The sequence below is a fragment of the Bacillus sp. 0909A genome, from assembly GCF_036765115.1.
GTDB classification, from domain to species: domain Bacteria; phylum Bacillota; class Bacilli; order Bacillales; family Bacillaceae; genus Bacillus; species Bacillus mojavensis.
Genome location: NZ_JBAIZU010000001.1, coordinates 35,525 through 52,764, shown reverse-complemented (window position 1 = coordinate 52,764; position 17,240 = coordinate 35,525). Strand labels below are relative to the sequence as shown.

The following is a 17,240-nucleotide window of genomic DNA, read 5'->3' as shown; positions in this document are numbered from 1 at the left end:
GGATCGACGGGCTTTTCCTTCGATTAGGCGAACAAAAAAGAAAAGCATGTGACATTTTCGTCACACGCTAATGACACGTTCGAATTGATTTCGTTTCGGAAAGGTTAAGGTAAAGGTTGTTCCAGCTCCAAGCTTTGAATGCACATCGATATCGATCAGCAACGGTTCTGCGGCTCTCTTTGTCAGATAAAGCCCCATGCCCGTAGAAGACTGATTATGATGATCGGTTGTAGATGTAAACCCTTTATCAAAAATTCGTGAGACGTCTTTTCTGTCTATGCCCCTTCCAAAATCTTTTACCTCAAGAACCTTCCGCTCTTCTTTTTCATAGCTGTTGATCACAATATCAGCTGCTTCACTGTATTTTACGGCGTTGGTCAGCAGCTGCCTGATGATAAAGGCCAGCCATTTCGCATCGCTCAAGACTTCCTCTGCCTCCAGCTGAATATCAAAACCGATTCCTTTCTGTATACACCACGATTGCAAGTCTCTGATCTCTTTAATAATCAAGGGCTTAAGCTTGATCATCTCTAAAGACAGATCATTTTCAATAAAGGATATGCGCTTTTGATGAAGCTGCTGATCAAGAAGCAGATGGATGCGTAGCCACTCATACGATAGCTGGGATTTTAAAGATGGGTCTTCCATCCGATCGATGATTAAATGCAGTGCTGTTAATGGTGTTTTGACCTCATGTATCCACGCCATCAGTTCATCTTTTTCATTTTCTAATGCCAAGCGATTCCGCAATGCAGATTGCTTCAATTGTTCCGTTTGTCCGGTGATGCTTTTTTCAATCAACTCTTCAAACGGCGTCTCCGGTTCACTTATGGCGGTGACATCAAGATTATTTTCCCATTCTTCGAGGCATTTATAGAATGCGGTTTCTTTCCGAAAACGGATAATAACAAACACAACAAAGATCAGGACACACAAATAAACAATATAAAGAACATTTTTAAATGGAATAGACGGATCAACATAGGCAATCAACAAAATCAGAATTTGCTGCAGCAAAAATGCGGCAATCCAGCTTCGTCTTTCGATGAGGAATGCTTTAATCATAGAAATGATCCTCTTCCTTCGCCATGTAGCCTTGGCCGACCTTCGTCTCGATATATGCGCCAAGCTGCAGGGCATCCAGTTTTTTTCGCAGGCGATTGACATTGACGGTCAGCGTATTGTCACTGACAAAACGCTCATCATTCCACAGGCTTCTGATTAACTCCTCACGGCTGACGATCTTGTTTTTTTGTTCTATTAATTGTTTGAGAATGAACATTTCATTTTTGGTCAGTTCAACAGAGCCTTTGTCATTGCTGACGAGGTTCTGCTCCGCGTCTATGGCAGCTCCGCACCACGTTTTGATCGCGCTTGGCTCTGTATTATAATGATGTATACGCCTGAAAATCGCCTGGATTTTCGCTATCAGCACATCAAAATGAAACGGCTTTTGAATAAAGTCATCCGCCCCAAGCTGCATGGACATCACCATATCAGCAGGATGATCTCGGGAGGATAAAAAGAGAATCGGAACATTTGACCGGGAGCGGATCAGCCGGCACCAATGAAACCCGTCAAATTTAGGGAGCTGAACATCAATAATGACGCAATCGGGTTTGATTGACGCAAATTCCTGCATCACTTGGCTGAAATCCTGAATGCCGTATACATCATAGGACCATCCCGTTAAACGCTCCTTGATTTCATGAAACAGCGATTTATCATCTTCTATCAGCAAAAGTTTAAACAATGGACTCACCGCACTTTTTCCTTTTTTTATGTCAAGTGTATAGCAAATCTTGTTCATGCGCTATACAGAAAAAGCCGGCTGGTTCAGCCGGCTTTCTTTGATTACAACTCTCTTCTTAATGCTGTCAGCACGTTGGTTTTTGTTGCTTTTCGGGCTGGGTTCATACCCGAAATCACAGCGACACCGCCGCAAATCACAACCGCAATGATGACAAGGCTGAGCGGAATATAAGAAAACGTGTAATTCAGATCGCCCGCTTCACCTCCGCTTGTCGCCGCGAGAATCATCGGAACGGCCAGATTGACAAGGTAACTCACGCCGTAAGAAATGATAATCCCGATCACACAGCCTAAAATTCCGATATACGCACTTTCCATCAAGAACATTCGGCGAATGATAGACGGGCTTGCCCCAATCGCTTTCATAATGCCGATCTCCTGCGTTCTTTCTGTAACCGCCATCGTCATCGTGTTAAATATTCCAATGGCTGAAATGATAACCGCGATACATCCGACAAAGATCAGGCCGATTTTGAAGACCATGAAGAAGGTGTTGGCTCCTTCAAGCTCGGTAGTAACTGATGTGACATAGTATCCGTCATCTGTTAGATCGTTTGTCAGCTGTTCCACATTCTCAAATTTATCAGCATAAACGCCAACGTTTTTTTCAACATTCCCGCCTTTGAAATCTAAAAATTCCGAAAAGTCTTTCTTGAATTGATCACTGATAAAGATGTTTGAATCCTCCATCCAATCTTGAGATGGTTTTTTTGTAATACCGACAATTTTAAAGTCATACGTTTTTGTTTTCTTAACATCCCCTGTTTTAGGATCTGTTTTTGATACACTTAATTCAATCGTTTTGTTCAGGATGTCTTTCGTGTAGCCCTTTGGTTCTTCTATATCTTCGGTGTTTCCTTTTGCTTCTTCGATTTTTTTGTTATATTCTTCAGATTCTTTTTTCGTCAATAATCTCTTTGCAAAGTCGTATCCTACTACAATTTCATTTTCCGACTTAGCGACTCTTCCTTTTTCTAATTCCATATTGGCTTTTAATTCATCGTTCATATTGGTAAAGATGAGATTAGAGCTTTCATTTGTGCGATTGCCTAAAGTTGCTTTGTTTGGCTCATACACTTGCGTTCGTTCTACAACTGACCTTACATGATCATACTTCTCTAAATCAGCTTTTTTAAAAGGCTTATCCCCTTCCTTGCCCATTACACTGACTTTAGTCACAATTTGCTGGCTCATCGTCATATCTGTGATTGTCTTTTGAATCCCAAATCCTACGGATGATAGCACAACCAAAAACGCACACGCCATTGTTGTCGCAAGAATTGTCATAAAGACGCGGAGCCTGTTTTTCTTCATATTTCTTCTGATAAAATGAACCTGATCCTTAAATCTCAACGGTAATACCCCCTTTTAACACACCGTCATGCAGCTGGAATTTTGAGTGTCCGATTGAAGCCACTTCATCATCATGGGTAATAATCACAAATGTAATGCCCCGCTCACGGTTCAGCTGTTGGATCAATTCAAGCACTTCCTGTTCCGTTTCTGAATCAAGGCTTCCCGTCGGCTCATCCGCTAAAATAATCGACGGATTTAAAATCAGCGCTCTCGCAATGCTGACACGCTGCTGTTGGCCGCCTGACAGTTCATTAGGGTAGTGAGCAGCATGGTTTTCAAGACCGACGCGTTTCAGCATGTCCTGTACCTTTTTCTTGCGCTCAGACGGTTTAATCCCTTTTAGCGCCAGCGGCATTTCAACATTCTCATACGTCGTTAAGCCCGGGATGAGCTGAAAGCTTTGAAAAATAAACCCAAAGTGTTCAAGGCGGAACTGAGCCCATTCCTTTTCATTAAACCCCGTGACATCAGTTCCGTTAATCACAATACGACCTTTTGTCGGTGTGATGTAGCCTGATATCAAATTCAGAAGCGTTGATTTACCTGATCCGCTTCGTCCGACGATACAGGCGATTTCTCCTTTCGCAACAGTCAACGAGACATCTTTTAAGACAGGCACTTCATTCTCACGGCCCTTTTTTCCAATCGTGAAAGAATGGTTAATATGCTGAACATCAATCATCTTTTCTCTCTCCCTTATAAATGTTTTGTTTTTTTATAAATCGCAAAATAGCTGATAAGAAAACCAATCACGGCGCCAGCAGTCATGCCAAATATGTAGCCGGCGAAGCTTTCCGTTGCGGCAAATCCAAAATACCCGAAGCCCATGATTCCAATGATAATGACAATGACCTGTACCGGGCGGTCTAGCGGTTTCCACAAAAAGAAATATCCGTTCCGTTCATTAGACAGTTTGACAAAACTGATGTAGCCGATGATGTAAAAGATGATCGTCATGATGGCCGGAATCACTAAATAATATGGAGAATCCTCAACCCATTTCGAGTCTATATAGATTATCGGGACCAAATACTGTGCCCATTTGGGTACTGGACCATGGATAAAATCGATTGACACTCCTAAAAGGATCTCGATGTTGATCGCAGGCAGGCTGATGAGTAAAAACGGCGAAATGGCCACGGTAAATGAGACTAAAAGCTGTGCGAAGGTATTGCCTGTCAAAGTTCCTCCAGCCATAACCAAAGAATAAGCCAGCATGCTAACAATGATCATTCCCAAGCTGTAGTTGTGAAAATAAAAGGCCTGATCAGGCTTCAAAAACAAAATCAGCAAAACAGACAAAGCATAACCTATGAGTTGCGGTATCACAATCACCATTCCGCCAGTCAAGAACTTCGCGTTAAATATCTGCCCTCGTGTATAAGGAAGGCTTAATGTAAAGTCAAAGTAGCCCTTGCTTCGTTCAATCCCAAGCTGGCTGACCGCCAAAACGACTCCCCAAATCCAAAATACTGAGATAAATGTGCTGTTTAAATAATCAACGCTGAATACGCAGGGGCCGACCCAATTTTCTTTTCCAGTGACACAGCCTTGATAGATGAGATACATATTTAAAATTGATAAAGGATTACCCAATATAAAAACCAAAATGGTGATAACTAAGGCGACTTTATTCTGCCGCCACTCTTTGTAAAGCAGTCCGGAATCCGGCAACTCACTCCCCCCAAACCTAAGGCATTTCATTACACTTTTGTTTTCTTGTAAATAGAGAAGTAGCTCACAAAAAATCCAGCTACAGCTCCAATCATCATCCCCAAAATATAACCAATAATGGAATGTCCGGTATAGTATCCAAATAAACCAAATCCAAGGATGCCGAAAGCCATAACCAGAATTTGCACCGGACGATCTAATTTGTTCCATAAGAAAAAGTATCCGTTTCGTTCACTTGGAAGCTTTTTGAAGCTTATAAAGCCAATCAAGTAAAATAGCATGCTCATTACGGCTGGAATTAATAAAATATATCTACTGTCAGACAGCCATCCATTTGCAACGTAACCAATAGGCACTAGATATGATAAATTGCTCGTTAGAGAAAAATAAGCCTCAGGGGAAGGGAATAGTTCCCATATACTCACGCCAAAAACAACTTCAAAGTTTCCTACCGGCAAAGCAATAATTAAATACGGCAATATAGCTGCAGAAAACGCCGTTAGCAGCTGGGCAAAAGCATTACCAGTTAACGCTCCGGCGGCCATCACCAGAGAGTAAGTCATAAAGCTAATCACGATCACCCCAACGCTGCTGTGCTCAAAATAGTAGACGTGTTCAGGGCTATAAACAAGAATTAGCAGCCATGCAAGGAAAAAGCCAATCAATTGAGACAGTACAATCACAAAACCGCCTAACCAAAATTTCGTCTGAAAAATGTGGCTTCTGCTATATGGGAGGCTTAATATAAAACCCATCGTGCCTTTCGAACGTTCCATGCCCAGGAAGCAGACCGCCAAAATGACACCCGGCACCCAGTTGATATCTATCAGATTGCTTATGGAATAATTTACAATAAAATCACAATATTGCGGGTCTTGCCGATCAAGGCATCCTTGATAAGATAAATACGTATTAACGATAGAAAGCGGATTTGCAAACACTAAAAACACAATACTTAACAAAATCACCACTTGATTCTGCTTCCACTCTCGATAGAGGAGACCTCGGTCTACCATCTCCGCTTCCCTCCAAACTTCGCAATGAACACTTCTTCCAGGTTGACAGGAAGCTCATTCCACACTTTTGGCTTCAGCTCTCTTAAAAAGCTCTTGTTCTTCTCATCGCTTTTCGGGATCAGCACCGTGTAAAACACACCGGCCTGATCGAGCATCGGAATGTTTTGCTCTCTGATGGCCAAATTGACATCTGTATCGAAGGCCATTTGAATTTTAATGTATTCTTCTTTTAATTCATCAAGATCCATGACGTTGGTCAGTCTGTTATCTTCGAGAAAACCAATTCGGTTGCACATCCGTTCAATATCCTCAAGGCGATGGGAGGTGATCAGGATGCTCGTATCACGCTCAGCCACTTCATCGACCATCAGCTGCAGTACATCATGCCTTGTCACTGCATCTATTCCGTCCGTCGGCTCATCAAGAAGAATCAGCGCCGGTCTCGCCGCAAACGATAGAACGAGTGACAGCTGTTTTTTCAAGCCCGTCGACAGCTCACGGTACTTTTTCGTTTCCGGAATTTCGTACCTGTTCATCAGCTCATTCGCGTAGGTGACATCAAACTTCGGATAAATCCTTCTCAGGATGTCAACAAGCTGCTTGTATGTATACTTGTCATAAAAAGGATTTTGAACAGGCATGAAGATGATATTCTGTTTGACCTTCGGATGCTTTTTGATTTCTACGCCATCAAATAAAATCGTCCCGCTGTCGGCGAAAATGATTTGCTGGATTAAGCGAAGCATTGTCGTTTTGCCTGACCCATTGCGGCCGAGCAGCCCGAAGATTTCTCCTTTTTCAATTGTTAATGAAACATCTTTTAATACTTGATTGCCGTCAATCGTCTTAGACAGCTGTCTTAATTCAATCATCGCTCTTGCCCCCTTTCACATCAGCGCTGATTTCCTTTATCCATTCTTGCAGTTTCTCCAGCTCAACCCCCGCATAATGTGCATCGATGATGAGCTGTTTGAGTTGCTCTTTAATCATCGTCATCTTCCCTTCAACCAGTGTCGTTTTTGCATTTTCCGATATATAGGTCCCTCTGCCCCGCAGCGTTTCAATAATACCCTCTCGCTCAAGCTCTTTGTACGCTTTGCTGACAGTATTCGGATTCGCAATAATGATCGTCGCCAATTCTCTGACAGAAGGAAGCTTATCACCAGGCTTCATGATCCCTTTCAAACAAAGCTCTTTCATTTGCTGAATAATTTGTTCGTAAATGGGCGTTGAGCTTCTTGGATCGATTTGAATCATTTACTTCCCTACTTTCTATACGATCTGAACCTTTCATAAATAAAACGAATCAATTATACTTTTTTGCCATTCAAAACCGATCATCACAAGGACAAGAAAAAAAGAACAAGCAATCATAGATGCCGCGATCAGCATTGGCACGTTACGCTTGTTTTGTTTTTTATGTTTCATAACTGCCTCCCTTAATTTCAATATATAAATGACTTTTTTATTAGTGTCTATAGTGTATTACTTCAATTAGTACACTTAATACAATAAATACTTTGCAGTGCAAAGTCAATCCTTTTTTTACAAAAAAACGGACCCTTATCAAAAGGGTCCGTTTCTTACACATCAAGAGGGTGCTGCAAGATCATATTATTTTGCAAAGCTTGAAGCTGAAGTCTCATTCTGTACAGCTGTTCTCTCTGCTGATCATTTGATGACAGCCATAGTTTATTCAAGGCATTTACCGCATTTTCAATCTGCATTTGCGCATCGCTGTATTCTTGGTCGTTATAATGCTCTTGTTTAGAAGCGATTTTCAGCTGTTCTTCAGCATAATCATACGCCTGCATACATTGTTGGAGATGTTCATCTACTGATTGTCTTGTTGCCACAGTAACCCCTCCTCTTGGTAATGGAAACAATCCATCATCCATAGTGTAGCCTCATCAGACATGATTCAATAAAGAAATTTATGGTCGATATTCATTTGTTCTCATATGAAATGCGTGCTACAATTTTAGGATGCAATCGTACGCAAGGAGGCACATTAATCGTGATTCAGAACAATCCTTTTCCTTATTCAAATACGGAAAAACGCTATCATACATTAAATTATCATCTCAGAGATCATTTTGGGCATAAGGTATTTAAAGTAGCGCTTGACGGCGGCTTTGACTGCCCGAACCGGGACGGCACTGTCGCTCACGGCGGCTGTACCTTTTGCAGCGCCGCGGGCTCCGGTGATTTTGCGGGAAACCGGGCCGATGATTTAATGACGCAATTCCACGACATTAAAAACCGCATGCACGAAAAATGGAAGGACGGGAAATATATCGCTTATTTCCAGGCTTTCACCAATACGCATGCTCCAGTTGACGTGCTTCGAGAGAAATTCGAGTCTGTTCTCGCGCTCGACGATGTGGTCGGCATTTCAATCGCCACACGGCCGGACTGCCTGCCGGATGACGTTGTTGAGTATTTGGCAGAACTGAATGAACGCACGTATCTTTGGGTGGAGCTCGGGCTTCAGACAGTTCACGAACGGACAGCTCTTCTGATCAATCGGGCACATGACTTTGACTGCTACGTTGAAGGTGTGAATAAGCTAAGAAAACACGGCATACGCGTCTGCTCGCATATTATCAATGGACTTCCTCTGGAAGACCGGGACATGATGATGGAAACGGCAAAAGCAGTGGCAAATTTGGACGTACAGGGTATTAAAATCCATTTGCTGCACCTGCTGAAGGGCACGCCGATGGTGAAACAATACGAAAAGGGAAAGCTGGAATTTCTCTCTCAAGACGAATATGTGCAGCTCGTCTGTGACCAGCTTGAAATCATCCCGCCAGAAATGATCGTACACCGTATCACTGGTGACGGGCCGATTGAATTGATGGTTGGGCCAATGTGGAGTGTGAACAAATGGGAAGTGCTCGGCGCTATCAATAAAGAACTTGAAAACCGCGGCAGCTACCAAGGTAAGTTCTTTCAGCGTCTTCAGGAGGAATCAGCCTTATGATTCTGAAAAAGATTCTTCCCTACAGTAAAGAGCTGCTGAAAATGGCCGCAGGGAACGGAGACATCGTTGTTGACGCCACAATGGGGAACGGGCACGACACCCTGTTTTTAGCTGAACTTGTCGGTGAAAACGGCCATGTATACGCATTTGATATACAAGAATCAGCAGTGGCCAATACGAAGGAGCGGCTCGGTGACACCTATCAAAACCGGACAACTTTATTTCATAAAAGCCATGACAAAATTGCTGAATCACTTCCGCAGGAAACACACGGGAAAGTAGCGGCCGCTGTGTTTAACCTCGGCTATCTGCCGGGCGGGGACAAATCGATTACGACGAACGGCAGTTCAACGATCAAAGCGATTGAACAGCTTCTCAGCATCATGAAAGATGAGGGCCTGATTGTTCTGGTCGTCTATCATGGTCACCCGGAAGGCAAAACTGAAAAAAACGACGTGCTCGACTTTTGCCGGGACTTAGATCAGCAAGAAGCCCGTGTCTTAACATACGGATTTATCAATCAGCAAAATGACCCGCCGTTTATTATTGCGATCGAAAAAAAAGCTCAAATCAGCAAATGATTTGAGCTTTTTTCTTTGAGTTTTTCATCCAGGCCATTTTTTGAAACTTTCTGTAGGCTCTGCCGTTGATATAAAAGAAAAAGGAGGTTTTTCCACTTGCTTTGATCAGCTTCTTCGCGAGCCGGCCCATTTCCTTTTGGCCCGCTACTTTATCATCAGACAAATAGACACCCAGCAAGCCGCGGTTGATTAAGCGGTGGAAGTTTTCGTGCGGAATGCCGTGCAGATGTTCATCGGCTTTCTGAATAAAGTGCTGCAGCCGATTCATCATTTCTTCATGCGACTGATAATACGAGCAGAAATTCAAGTCCCCTTCAAGCAAGTCCTCCTCCTGGTCAATCAAATAATCAAGCAGAATATGAAGACCTTGTATGTAAGGAAAATAACTGTTGCGGATTTTTTTTGCGGTGCTTTCAGTAAAATCAGGCTGAAACGAATATGCGACAAGACAGAAAATGCCTAGCGTGGAGCCTGCACAAGCTGAGAATTCATACCATTCCATCTCAGGAAGCTCTGATTCATATTGGGTAAACCACTTTTCTAGGCGCGGGACGCGCTCATGCTCTACAACGTGCTTATGCACCTGCAAATCGCAATAATAGCCGCAAAGCTCAAGCAAATAAGGTTTAATCATGTCGTAGTGTTCAATAGAACCGAGGACACGCTGGCACGTTTTCACCAATTCCTGCAAATATCCGCTGTCATCCTGCTCGTCCCTGAATTGATAATAATTTTGCGGTTCAGCTCCCACTGTCAACGCGTCCTGCATAGAGGTGTGAAGCATTCGGAAATCTTCCGGGTCAAGTGAGGTGCTGCGGTCGCACAAATTGTCCAGGTAGTCGCTGATCGTTTGGTATGCGATGATGAACTCAACACATTTCTGCTTATGACTCCCTGACAATAAGGCCAATATGCCGCCGCCTTCACAGTGAAACGTTTTATCTCGAATACTCGCGGTTGCCTGTGCTTTTAATTCACTGTTTTTAATTGCTTCTGATTTTTGCTTCCATATGTTCAGCTCTTGATGAACGAGCGGAAAAATATCACGATATACTTTTGCCATCAGTCCAAAAGGATGTTCCGGTACTGTCAACACATGCACCCCCCAGTTCAAATATATTGATCAGTAAATGCTCTTGCGGCTTTAAAAACGTCTTCTCTTTCCGGTTCATTAAATATTTCATGATAAAGCCCTTCCCATTCCCTATATGACTTATTGTGGGAAGCAACCCCTGAAAACCACTTGATGACCTTCGTTTTGTCGACCAGCTTGTCATCTCCGGCCTGCATGACTAGAATCGGCACCCTCAGAAAAGCCTCTGTCGGCACCATGGCAGACTCGATAGTTTTTAACAGCTCTCTGTACCATCTGACAGAAACCTTTGTGACAAAGAGGGGATCGTTCTGGCCTGCTTCGATGACATCTTCATTCCGTGTCGCCATATCAATCGATAATCCTGAATCAACTTTAAGCGACGGAGCAATGACATTCAGCCCCTTTGATGCAAGATCAAGCACTTTATTGACTTTAATTTGCAGCCCGAGACACGGTGATGATAAAATAATTCCCGTAATGCGGGGGTTTCTCTGCTGTTTAAACCATTCAATCGCGATCAGGCCGCCCATGCTGTGGCCGAGAAGGAAAACAGGCAGTTCAAAGGTTCGTGCTTTATCTATCCAAGTATCTACTTCATCAATGTATTCTTGAAATGAGTGAATATGACCCCTGGCCCGGGTGGTTGTCCCTTGTCCCGGCAGATCACCCATTACAACGTGATAACCCGAAGATCTCCACATTTCACTCAGCCATTTATACCGTCCATGATGTTCACTTGCCCCGTGGATTATAACAATCACTGCCACAGGTCTGTCTGCTTTCCAGGTCCACATGCGGTTCACCTCATACAAAAATTAAATAGAGAAAGAAGGATGAAAGATATATGATTTACCCTTATAAGGAATACACGCCAAAAATCCACCCAACGGCTTTTGTAGCCGATAATGCAACAATTACCGGTGATGTGGTCATCGGAGAACAATCCAGCATTTGGTTCTCAGTGGTCATAAGAGGAGATGTAGCCCCGACCAGAATCGGTAACAGAGTCAATATCCAAGATTTAAGCTGCCTCCATCAAAGCCCGAACCGGACGCTTCTCATTGAAGATGACGCCACGATAGGCCATCAGGTTACACTCCATAGCGCCGTGATCCGCAAGAACGCCTTAATCGGCATGGGTTCAATCATCTTAGATGGAGCCGAAATCGGTGAAGGCGCCTTTATTGGTGCCGGCAGCCTTGTTCCGCCGGGAAAAATCATTCCGCCAGGCCATCTTGCCTTCGGCCGCCCAGCAAAAGTCATCCGTCCTTTGACGGATGAAGACCGAAAAGACATGCAAAGAATACGGTCTGAATATGTAACAAAGGGCCAATATTATAAATCACTTCAGCAAATGTAAGACCAGCTTCGTTTTACTTTACCATTTTTCAAAATATTATTTAAGCGATAACCATCGCTGACCCGAACCAAATAGCAGTTCGGGTTTTTAATTTTCCATAAAACGTTCACATATCAAAACAAACGTGTGACTTTTATCTTATCATAAAAAATGAGACGCCACTGTAAGCAGTCTCTGCAAAAAACTTATTCCTATTCTCTGCTCTCTCTATGAGTAGCTTTACTTAAACAAAAAAGAGCCCGCCGGGAGCTCTCTTTGTCAGCTGATCTGTTGTTCAGTTGACACAGATGCGTTTTTCTTATGAAAGCCTTTGCCATAATAAACGGCTATCAAAATCAGAAACCAAATCGGACCGACAATAACGGCGACTCTTGTTTCCGGACTATAAGCCATCAGGATAATGACAAATGCTAAAAAGGCCAATGATAAATATGACGTGAATGGGTAAAAAGGCATTTTATATTTTAATTGTTTTTGATCCTTTGGCTGCATGCCTTTACGGTATTTGATCTGGGAAAGCAAGATGATCGCCCATGTCCAAATCGCCCCGAACGTGGCAATGCTTGTGACCCAAGTAAATACCTTCGCAGGCACAATATAGTTTAACAGCACACCGACTAATAACGCACCCGCAGAAGCCAGTACGGCCTTACCCGGAATGCCGCCTTTGGTCAGCTTACCGTATGCTTTTGGCGCCTCGCTCTGCTCCGCTAAGTTAAAAAGCATGCGTCCTGTGCTGAATATGCCGCTGTTGCAAGAAGACAGCGCCGCCGTCAGAACGACAAAGTTAATGATGCCTGCCGCATATGGAATCCCCACTTTTTCAAACGTGAGTACAAAAGGGCTTCCTTGTGAGCCAATTTCCTGCCACGGATAAATGGACATGATCACAAATAAAGCACCGACGTAAAAAATCAGGATACGCCAAAATACCGTATCAATCGCTTTCGCTAATGATTTTTGCGGGTTTTTGACTTCGCCGGCCGTCACCCCTATCATCTCAATGCCCAAATACGCGAACATCACCATTTGAAGTGACAATAAGACCCCTTTTATTCCATGAGGAAAAAATCCGCCGTTGCTCCACAAATTACTGATGCCTGTAGCAATGCCTCCATTGCCGACGCCTGCAATGATCATTAATAAACCGACAGCAATCATAGAAAGGATTGCGACAATTTTAATCAAAGCGAACCAAAACTCCAGCTCTCCATACGCCTTCACGGCCAGGAAATTGACACCAGTCATAATCACCAGCGCCGACAATGCCCAAATCCAATTTGGCACATCCGGAAACCAGTATCCCATATAAATTCCGACAGCTGTGATTTCCGCCATACAGGTTACAACCCATAAGAACCAGTAATTCCACCCGGTTAAGTAGCCTGCGAGCGGGCCTAAGTAGTCACGTGCATACCTGCTGAAGGAGCCCGCGACCGGCTTTTGAATCGCCATTTCCCCAAGAGCCCTCATAATAAAAAACATAACCAGACCGCTGCAGGCATATGCCACCAAAATACCCGGACCTGCTAATTGGATAGCTGATGCGGAGCCAAGGAAGAGTCCCACTCCTATGGCAGCCCCTAACGACATTAAAGAAATATGCCTTTTTTCAAGACCGCGATGCAATTCTTGTTTTTGTTTTTGCATGTTCCCTTCTCCCCTAGAAAAAAATATCATTAAATCATTCTTCTGAATATTTTGCACGAATGTGCAGGGTAATCAATGATGATGGAGAAATACTGGTATAATAACAAGGCTTTCGACGAATCGAAAGCCTTATCTGTTAAACAAAGATGACTTCTTTAGGCTGATGGCTCAGCTCTTCAGGCATATACCGTTTTTCGATATTGATGCTGTGCCAGATCATAAAGATGAGCACTGTCCAAATTTTACGGCTGTTATCAGCCTTGTCGGCACAATGGTCTTCAAGAAGCTGAAGAACGTAATCCTTATGGATATAAGCGTCCGTTTGGCTTTCTTGAATAATGCTGCGCACCCATTCGTTCATTTCGTTTTTCAGCCAATGACGGATCGGTACAGGGAAACCGAGCTTTTTGCGGTTCAATACGTGATCCGGCACAATTCCTTCAGCAGCTTTGCGAAGGAGATACTTCGTCGTACCATTCTTTGTTTTCAATTCATCAGGAATTTTAGAAGCAACGTCAAATACGACTTTATCAAGGAACGGCACACGCAATTCCAATGAATTCGCCATTGTCATTTTATCCGCTTTTAGCAAAATGTCGCCTCGCATCCAAGTGTGGATATCGACATACTGCATTTTGTTAATATCGCTGTATGAGCTGCTTTCTGTAAAGTAAGGCTTCGTCACATCGCGATACGAAAGGCTAGAATCATAGTGCTTCAGCAGCTGTTTCTTCACGGATTCTTCAAAGATTTTCGCGTTGCCGATATAACGCTCCGGAAGCGGAGTGCAGCCGCGCTCAAGCAGGCTCTTTCCTCTCATTCCCTCAGGCATAACCGCCGCTACGTGCAGAAGCATCTTTTTCAAGCCGGACGGAATGCGTTCAAACGGTTTAAGAGAAAGCGGTTCGCGGTAGATGTTGTATCCGCCAAACAGCTCGTCCGCACCTTCGCCAGATAACGCAACTGTTACGTGTTTTTTCGCTTCTTTCGCCACGAAATACAATGGAATTGCAGCCGGGTCTGCAAGCGGATCATCAAAGTGCCATACGATTTTAGGAAGCTCGTTCATATATTCTTCCGGAGAAATGACTTTGCTGATATTTTCAATGCCCAGTGCAGCGGCAGTTTCTTTCGCTACATCAACTTCACTGAAGCCCTGCTGTTCAAATCCGACTGAAAATGTTTTTAAGCTTGGATGAAATTCTTTCGCAACGGATACAATAAACGAAGAATCGATTCCGCCTGAAAGGAATGAACCGACAGGCACATCACTTCTCATATGAACTTTTACAGAGTCATAGATAGCGTCTCTGACTTCTTTGACAAGTTTATCTTCTTCCGTCTGAACAGGCTGAAAACGCGCCTTGAAATACGTTTTAAATGTGATATCGCCGTCAGGGCGGATTGTAAACTGAGAACCCGGCTCTACTTTTTTCACATCAATATCAAGCGTGCTTGGCTCAGGAACAAATTGGAAAGACATATACTGCTGTAATGCTTTTTTATCTATTTCAATATCATTTTGAGCTGCCATTAAACTTTTTCTCTCTGAGGCAAAATAAACCTGATCATTGATCGTTGTGTAATACAACGGCTTAATGCCGAATGGATCTCTTGCTCCATAAAGCACATGATCGTTTTTATTCCAAATCAGAAAGGCAAACATGCCGCGCAGCTTGGAAGCCGCTTCTTCTTTATAGTGACGGTAAGTCGCAAGAAGAACCTCTGTGTCCGAATCTGTGTTGAAAGTATATCCCTTTGCTTCAAGCTCTTCTCTCAATTCGATATAGTTATAGATTTCCCCGTTAAAAATAATCCAATATTTCTCATCTTCATATGATAAAGGCTGTCCGCCATTTTCCACATCAATAATGCTGAGCCGTCTGAATCCGAATCCAACGTGCTCATCATGGTAATATCCATCACTGTCAGGACCGCGGTGAACGATCATTTGGTTCATTTGTTTAATTAGTTCTTCTTGATCAGCGGTTTGAGTTAACGGATGCTTGTTAAAAACCCCGACAAATCCACACATAGTATTGCCTCCATATTTAAAATTGTCATCATTGAACCCCTATTTATAGACGCTGTGAACAGTATTTGGTTTCACAGTTATGTAAAAAAATAAACATGGATACATCGATAAAAAAGGGAAAGCCGCTTAACCAGTAAGCGGCTATAAAATTATTCTCCTAACGCTTCTTTACGCAGCTGTTCCGCTTTGTCTGTACGCTCCCACGGAAGGTCAACATCGTGGCGTCCAAAGTGGCCGTACGCAGCAGTCTGTTTGTAGATCGGACGGCGTAAATCAAGCATTTTGATAATGCCGGCAGGTCGTAAATCAAAGTTATTGCGAACAACTTCAATCAGTTTTTCCTCTGAAGCTTTTCCGGAACCAAATGTATTGATTGAGATGGACACAGGCTGCGCAACACCGATCGCGTATGCAAGCTGCACTTCACATGAATCTGCAAGCTCAGCCGCAACGATGTTTTTCGCAACGTATCTTGCAGCATAAGCAGCTGAACGGTCTACTTTCGTCGCATCTTTACCAGAAAACGCGCCGCCGCCGTGACGTGCGTAGCCGCCGTACGTATCAACGATGATTTTACGTCCTGTAAGCCCTGCATCCCCTTGAGGTCCTCCGATTACGAAACGGCCTGTAGGGTTAATGAAGTATTTTGTTTCTTCATCAATTAATTCTTCAGGAACTACCGGATTGATGACATGTTCTTTAATGTTGCGCTGAATTTGCTCAAGCGCAATTTCAGGATGGTGCTGAGTTGAAATAACAATCGCGTCAATGCGGACAGGTTTGTTATTTTCATCATACTCAACCGTTACCTGTGTTTTGCCGTCAGGGCGAAGGTAAGGAAGAACATCTTCTTTACGCACTTCACTCAAGCGGCGGGCTAGTTTATGAGCAAGTGAAATCGGAAGAGGCATAAGCTCTTTCGTTTCGTTGCACGCATAACCAAACATTAAACCTTGGTCACCCGCTCCGATTGCTTCGATTTCTTCGTCGCTCATTGTGCCTTCACGTGCTTCAAGCGCTTGGTCTACACCCATTGCAATATCAGCAGACTGCTCGTCAATTGATGTCAGGACCGCACATGTTTCCGCATCAAATCCGTATTTTGCACGTGTGTATCCGATTTCTTTAATCGTTTCACGAACCGTTTTTGGAATGTCAACATACGTAGAAGTTGTGATTTCTCCGCTGACAAGAACCAACCCAGTTGTCACAGACGTTTCACAAGCAACACGCGCGTTAGGGTCTTTCTTTAAAATTTCATCTAAAATGCTGTCAGAAATCTGGTCACAGATTTTATCCGGATGCCCCTCCGTAACAGATTCTGATGTAAATAAACGACGATTTTTACTCATGATTTGCTTCCTCCTGCACAAGGCCTCCCGAAAGACCTTATATATATGATACGGAACTCGCTCCCTCTTATACAATGTTACGTTTATATTAGAGATGTTAATTGGCATATTTATGAAATAAAAAAACCTTTTCCGTTCGAGGAAAGGGTTTGGTCTTTGTGCCTTTCACTCTTATCGCTCAAGGAATCATTCAACCTTGCATCAGGTTAGCACCTTGGTTGTCTCACGCAGTTTGAACATAATGAATAATAGAGAAACCGGTTGCTGGGCTTCATAGGGCCTGTCCCTCCGCCAGCTCGGGATAAGAGTATCCGCTCAATGA

General features: G+C 43.4%; 18 protein-coding genes and 1 riboswitch. Of the genes, 3 read left to right on the top strand and 15 right to left on the bottom strand.

The features are described from left to right. Positions 1-60: 60 nt before the first annotated feature. The 10 genes from V6D42_RS00335 to V6D42_RS00290 form a co-directional block, all read right to left on the bottom strand. Positions 61-1,065, bottom strand: a complete 1,005-nt coding sequence (locus V6D42_RS00335) for a sensor histidine kinase (protein ID WP_333512038.1) — start codon at positions 1,063-1,065, stop codon at positions 61-63. Then, positions 1,058-1,753: a two-component response regulator BceR gene (gene bceR / locus V6D42_RS00330; RefSeq protein WP_333512569.1), complete on the bottom strand. Its 696-nt coding sequence runs from the start codon at positions 1,751-1,753 to the stop codon at positions 1,058-1,060. The genes V6D42_RS00335 and bceR overlap by 8 nt, the downstream gene beginning before the upstream one ends. 101 nt (positions 1,754-1,854) lie before the next feature. Then, entirely contained in the window at positions 1,855-3,165 is a 1,311-nt protein-coding gene (ytrF, locus tag V6D42_RS00325; protein ID WP_333512037.1) for an ABC transporter permease YtrF, read from the bottom strand. After that, entirely contained in the window at positions 3,155-3,850 is a 696-nt protein-coding gene (gene ytrE / locus V6D42_RS00320) for an ABC transporter ATP-binding protein YtrE (protein ID WP_326128667.1), read from the bottom strand. The genes ytrF and ytrE overlap by 11 nt, the downstream gene beginning before the upstream one ends. 14 nt (positions 3,851-3,864) lie before the next feature. After that, positions 3,865-4,842 (bottom strand): ABC transporter permease YtrD, encoded by a 978-nt coding sequence (gene ytrD, locus V6D42_RS00315; protein ID WP_333512036.1) that lies wholly within the window; start codon positions 4,840-4,842, stop codon positions 3,865-3,867. Between the two features lie 29 nt (positions 4,843-4,871). Beyond that, a complete protein-coding gene (gene ytrC, locus V6D42_RS00310; protein WP_333512035.1) occupies positions 4,872-5,858 on the bottom strand; it encodes an ABC transporter permease YtrC in 987 nt (328 codons plus the stop codon). Next, positions 5,852-6,730: an ABC transporter ATP-binding protein YtrB gene (gene ytrB, locus V6D42_RS00305; RefSeq protein WP_333512034.1), complete on the bottom strand. Its 879-nt coding sequence runs from the start codon at positions 6,728-6,730 to the stop codon at positions 5,852-5,854. Before ytrB ends, ytrC begins: the two co-directional genes overlap by 7 nt. Further along, positions 6,723-7,115 (bottom strand): GntR family transcriptional regulator YtrA, encoded by a 393-nt coding sequence (ytrA, locus tag V6D42_RS00300; RefSeq protein WP_168748581.1) that lies wholly within the window; start codon positions 7,113-7,115, stop codon positions 6,723-6,725. Before ytrA ends, ytrB begins: the two co-directional genes overlap by 8 nt. Before the next feature lie 33 nt (positions 7,116-7,148). Further along, positions 7,149-7,286 carry a hypothetical protein gene (locus V6D42_RS00295; protein WP_010331569.1) on the bottom strand — a complete coding sequence of 46 codons (138 nt, stop codon included), beginning with the start codon at positions 7,284-7,286 and terminating at the stop codon, positions 7,149-7,151. Between the two features lie 155 nt (positions 7,287-7,441). Continuing rightward, complete coding sequence (locus V6D42_RS00290; RefSeq protein ID WP_010331570.1) at positions 7,442-7,714, bottom strand: YtzC family protein; 273 nt, start codon at positions 7,712-7,714, stop codon at positions 7,442-7,444. Between the two features lie 161 nt (positions 7,715-7,875). On the opposite strand from V6D42_RS00290, the gene V6D42_RS00285 reads away from it, so the two are divergent. Both V6D42_RS00285 and V6D42_RS00280 read left to right on the top strand, forming a co-directional pair. Beyond that, on the top strand, positions 7,876-8,844 hold the full coding sequence (locus V6D42_RS00285; RefSeq protein WP_333512033.1) for a TIGR01212 family radical SAM protein: 969 nt from the start codon (positions 7,876-7,878) through the stop codon (positions 8,842-8,844). Then, complete coding sequence (locus V6D42_RS00280; protein ID WP_333512032.1) at positions 8,841-9,425, top strand: tRNA (mnm(5)s(2)U34)-methyltransferase; 585 nt, start codon at positions 8,841-8,843, stop codon at positions 9,423-9,425. Before V6D42_RS00285 ends, V6D42_RS00280 begins: the two co-directional genes overlap by 4 nt. Here V6D42_RS00280 and tbcS read toward each other — a convergent pair. Both tbcS and V6D42_RS00270 read right to left on the bottom strand, forming a co-directional pair. Further along, a complete protein-coding gene (gene tbcS / locus V6D42_RS00275; RefSeq protein WP_333512031.1) occupies positions 9,415-10,518 on the bottom strand; it encodes a tetraprenyl-beta-curcumene synthase in 1,104 nt (367 codons plus the stop codon). The genes V6D42_RS00280 and tbcS overlap by 11 nt on opposite strands. A 17-nt stretch (positions 10,519-10,535) precedes the next feature. Beyond that, positions 10,536-11,315 (bottom strand): alpha/beta hydrolase, encoded by a 780-nt coding sequence (locus V6D42_RS00270; RefSeq protein ID WP_333512030.1) that lies wholly within the window; start codon positions 11,313-11,315, stop codon positions 10,536-10,538. Between the two features lie 50 nt (positions 11,316-11,365). Between V6D42_RS00270 and V6D42_RS00265 the strand changes: the two genes are divergently transcribed. Beyond that, positions 11,366-11,881 (top strand): gamma carbonic anhydrase, encoded by a 516-nt coding sequence (locus V6D42_RS00265; protein WP_168748585.1) that lies wholly within the window; start codon positions 11,366-11,368, stop codon positions 11,879-11,881. Between the two features lie 258 nt (positions 11,882-12,139). Here V6D42_RS00265 and alaP read toward each other — a convergent pair whose 3' ends face one another. The 3 genes from alaP to metK form a co-directional block, all read right to left on the bottom strand. Further along, on the bottom strand, positions 12,140-13,531 hold the full coding sequence (gene alaP / locus V6D42_RS00260; RefSeq protein ID WP_333512029.1) for an alanine permease AlaP: 1,392 nt from the start codon (positions 13,529-13,531) through the stop codon (positions 12,140-12,142). A 136-nt stretch (positions 13,532-13,667) separates the two neighbouring features. Then, a complete protein-coding gene (gene asnB / locus V6D42_RS00255; protein ID WP_333512028.1) occupies positions 13,668-15,566 on the bottom strand; it encodes an asparagine synthase (glutamine-hydrolyzing) in 1,899 nt (632 codons plus the stop codon). A gap of 149 nt (positions 15,567-15,715) precedes the next feature. Further along, on the bottom strand, positions 15,716-16,918 hold the full coding sequence (gene metK, locus V6D42_RS00250) for a methionine adenosyltransferase (RefSeq protein ID WP_333512027.1): 1,203 nt from the start codon (positions 16,916-16,918) through the stop codon (positions 15,716-15,718). Positions 16,919-17,086: 168 nt separating this feature from the next. Then, positions 17,087-17,226, bottom strand: a riboswitch (SAM riboswitch). Positions 17,227-17,240: the final 14 nt, after the last annotated feature.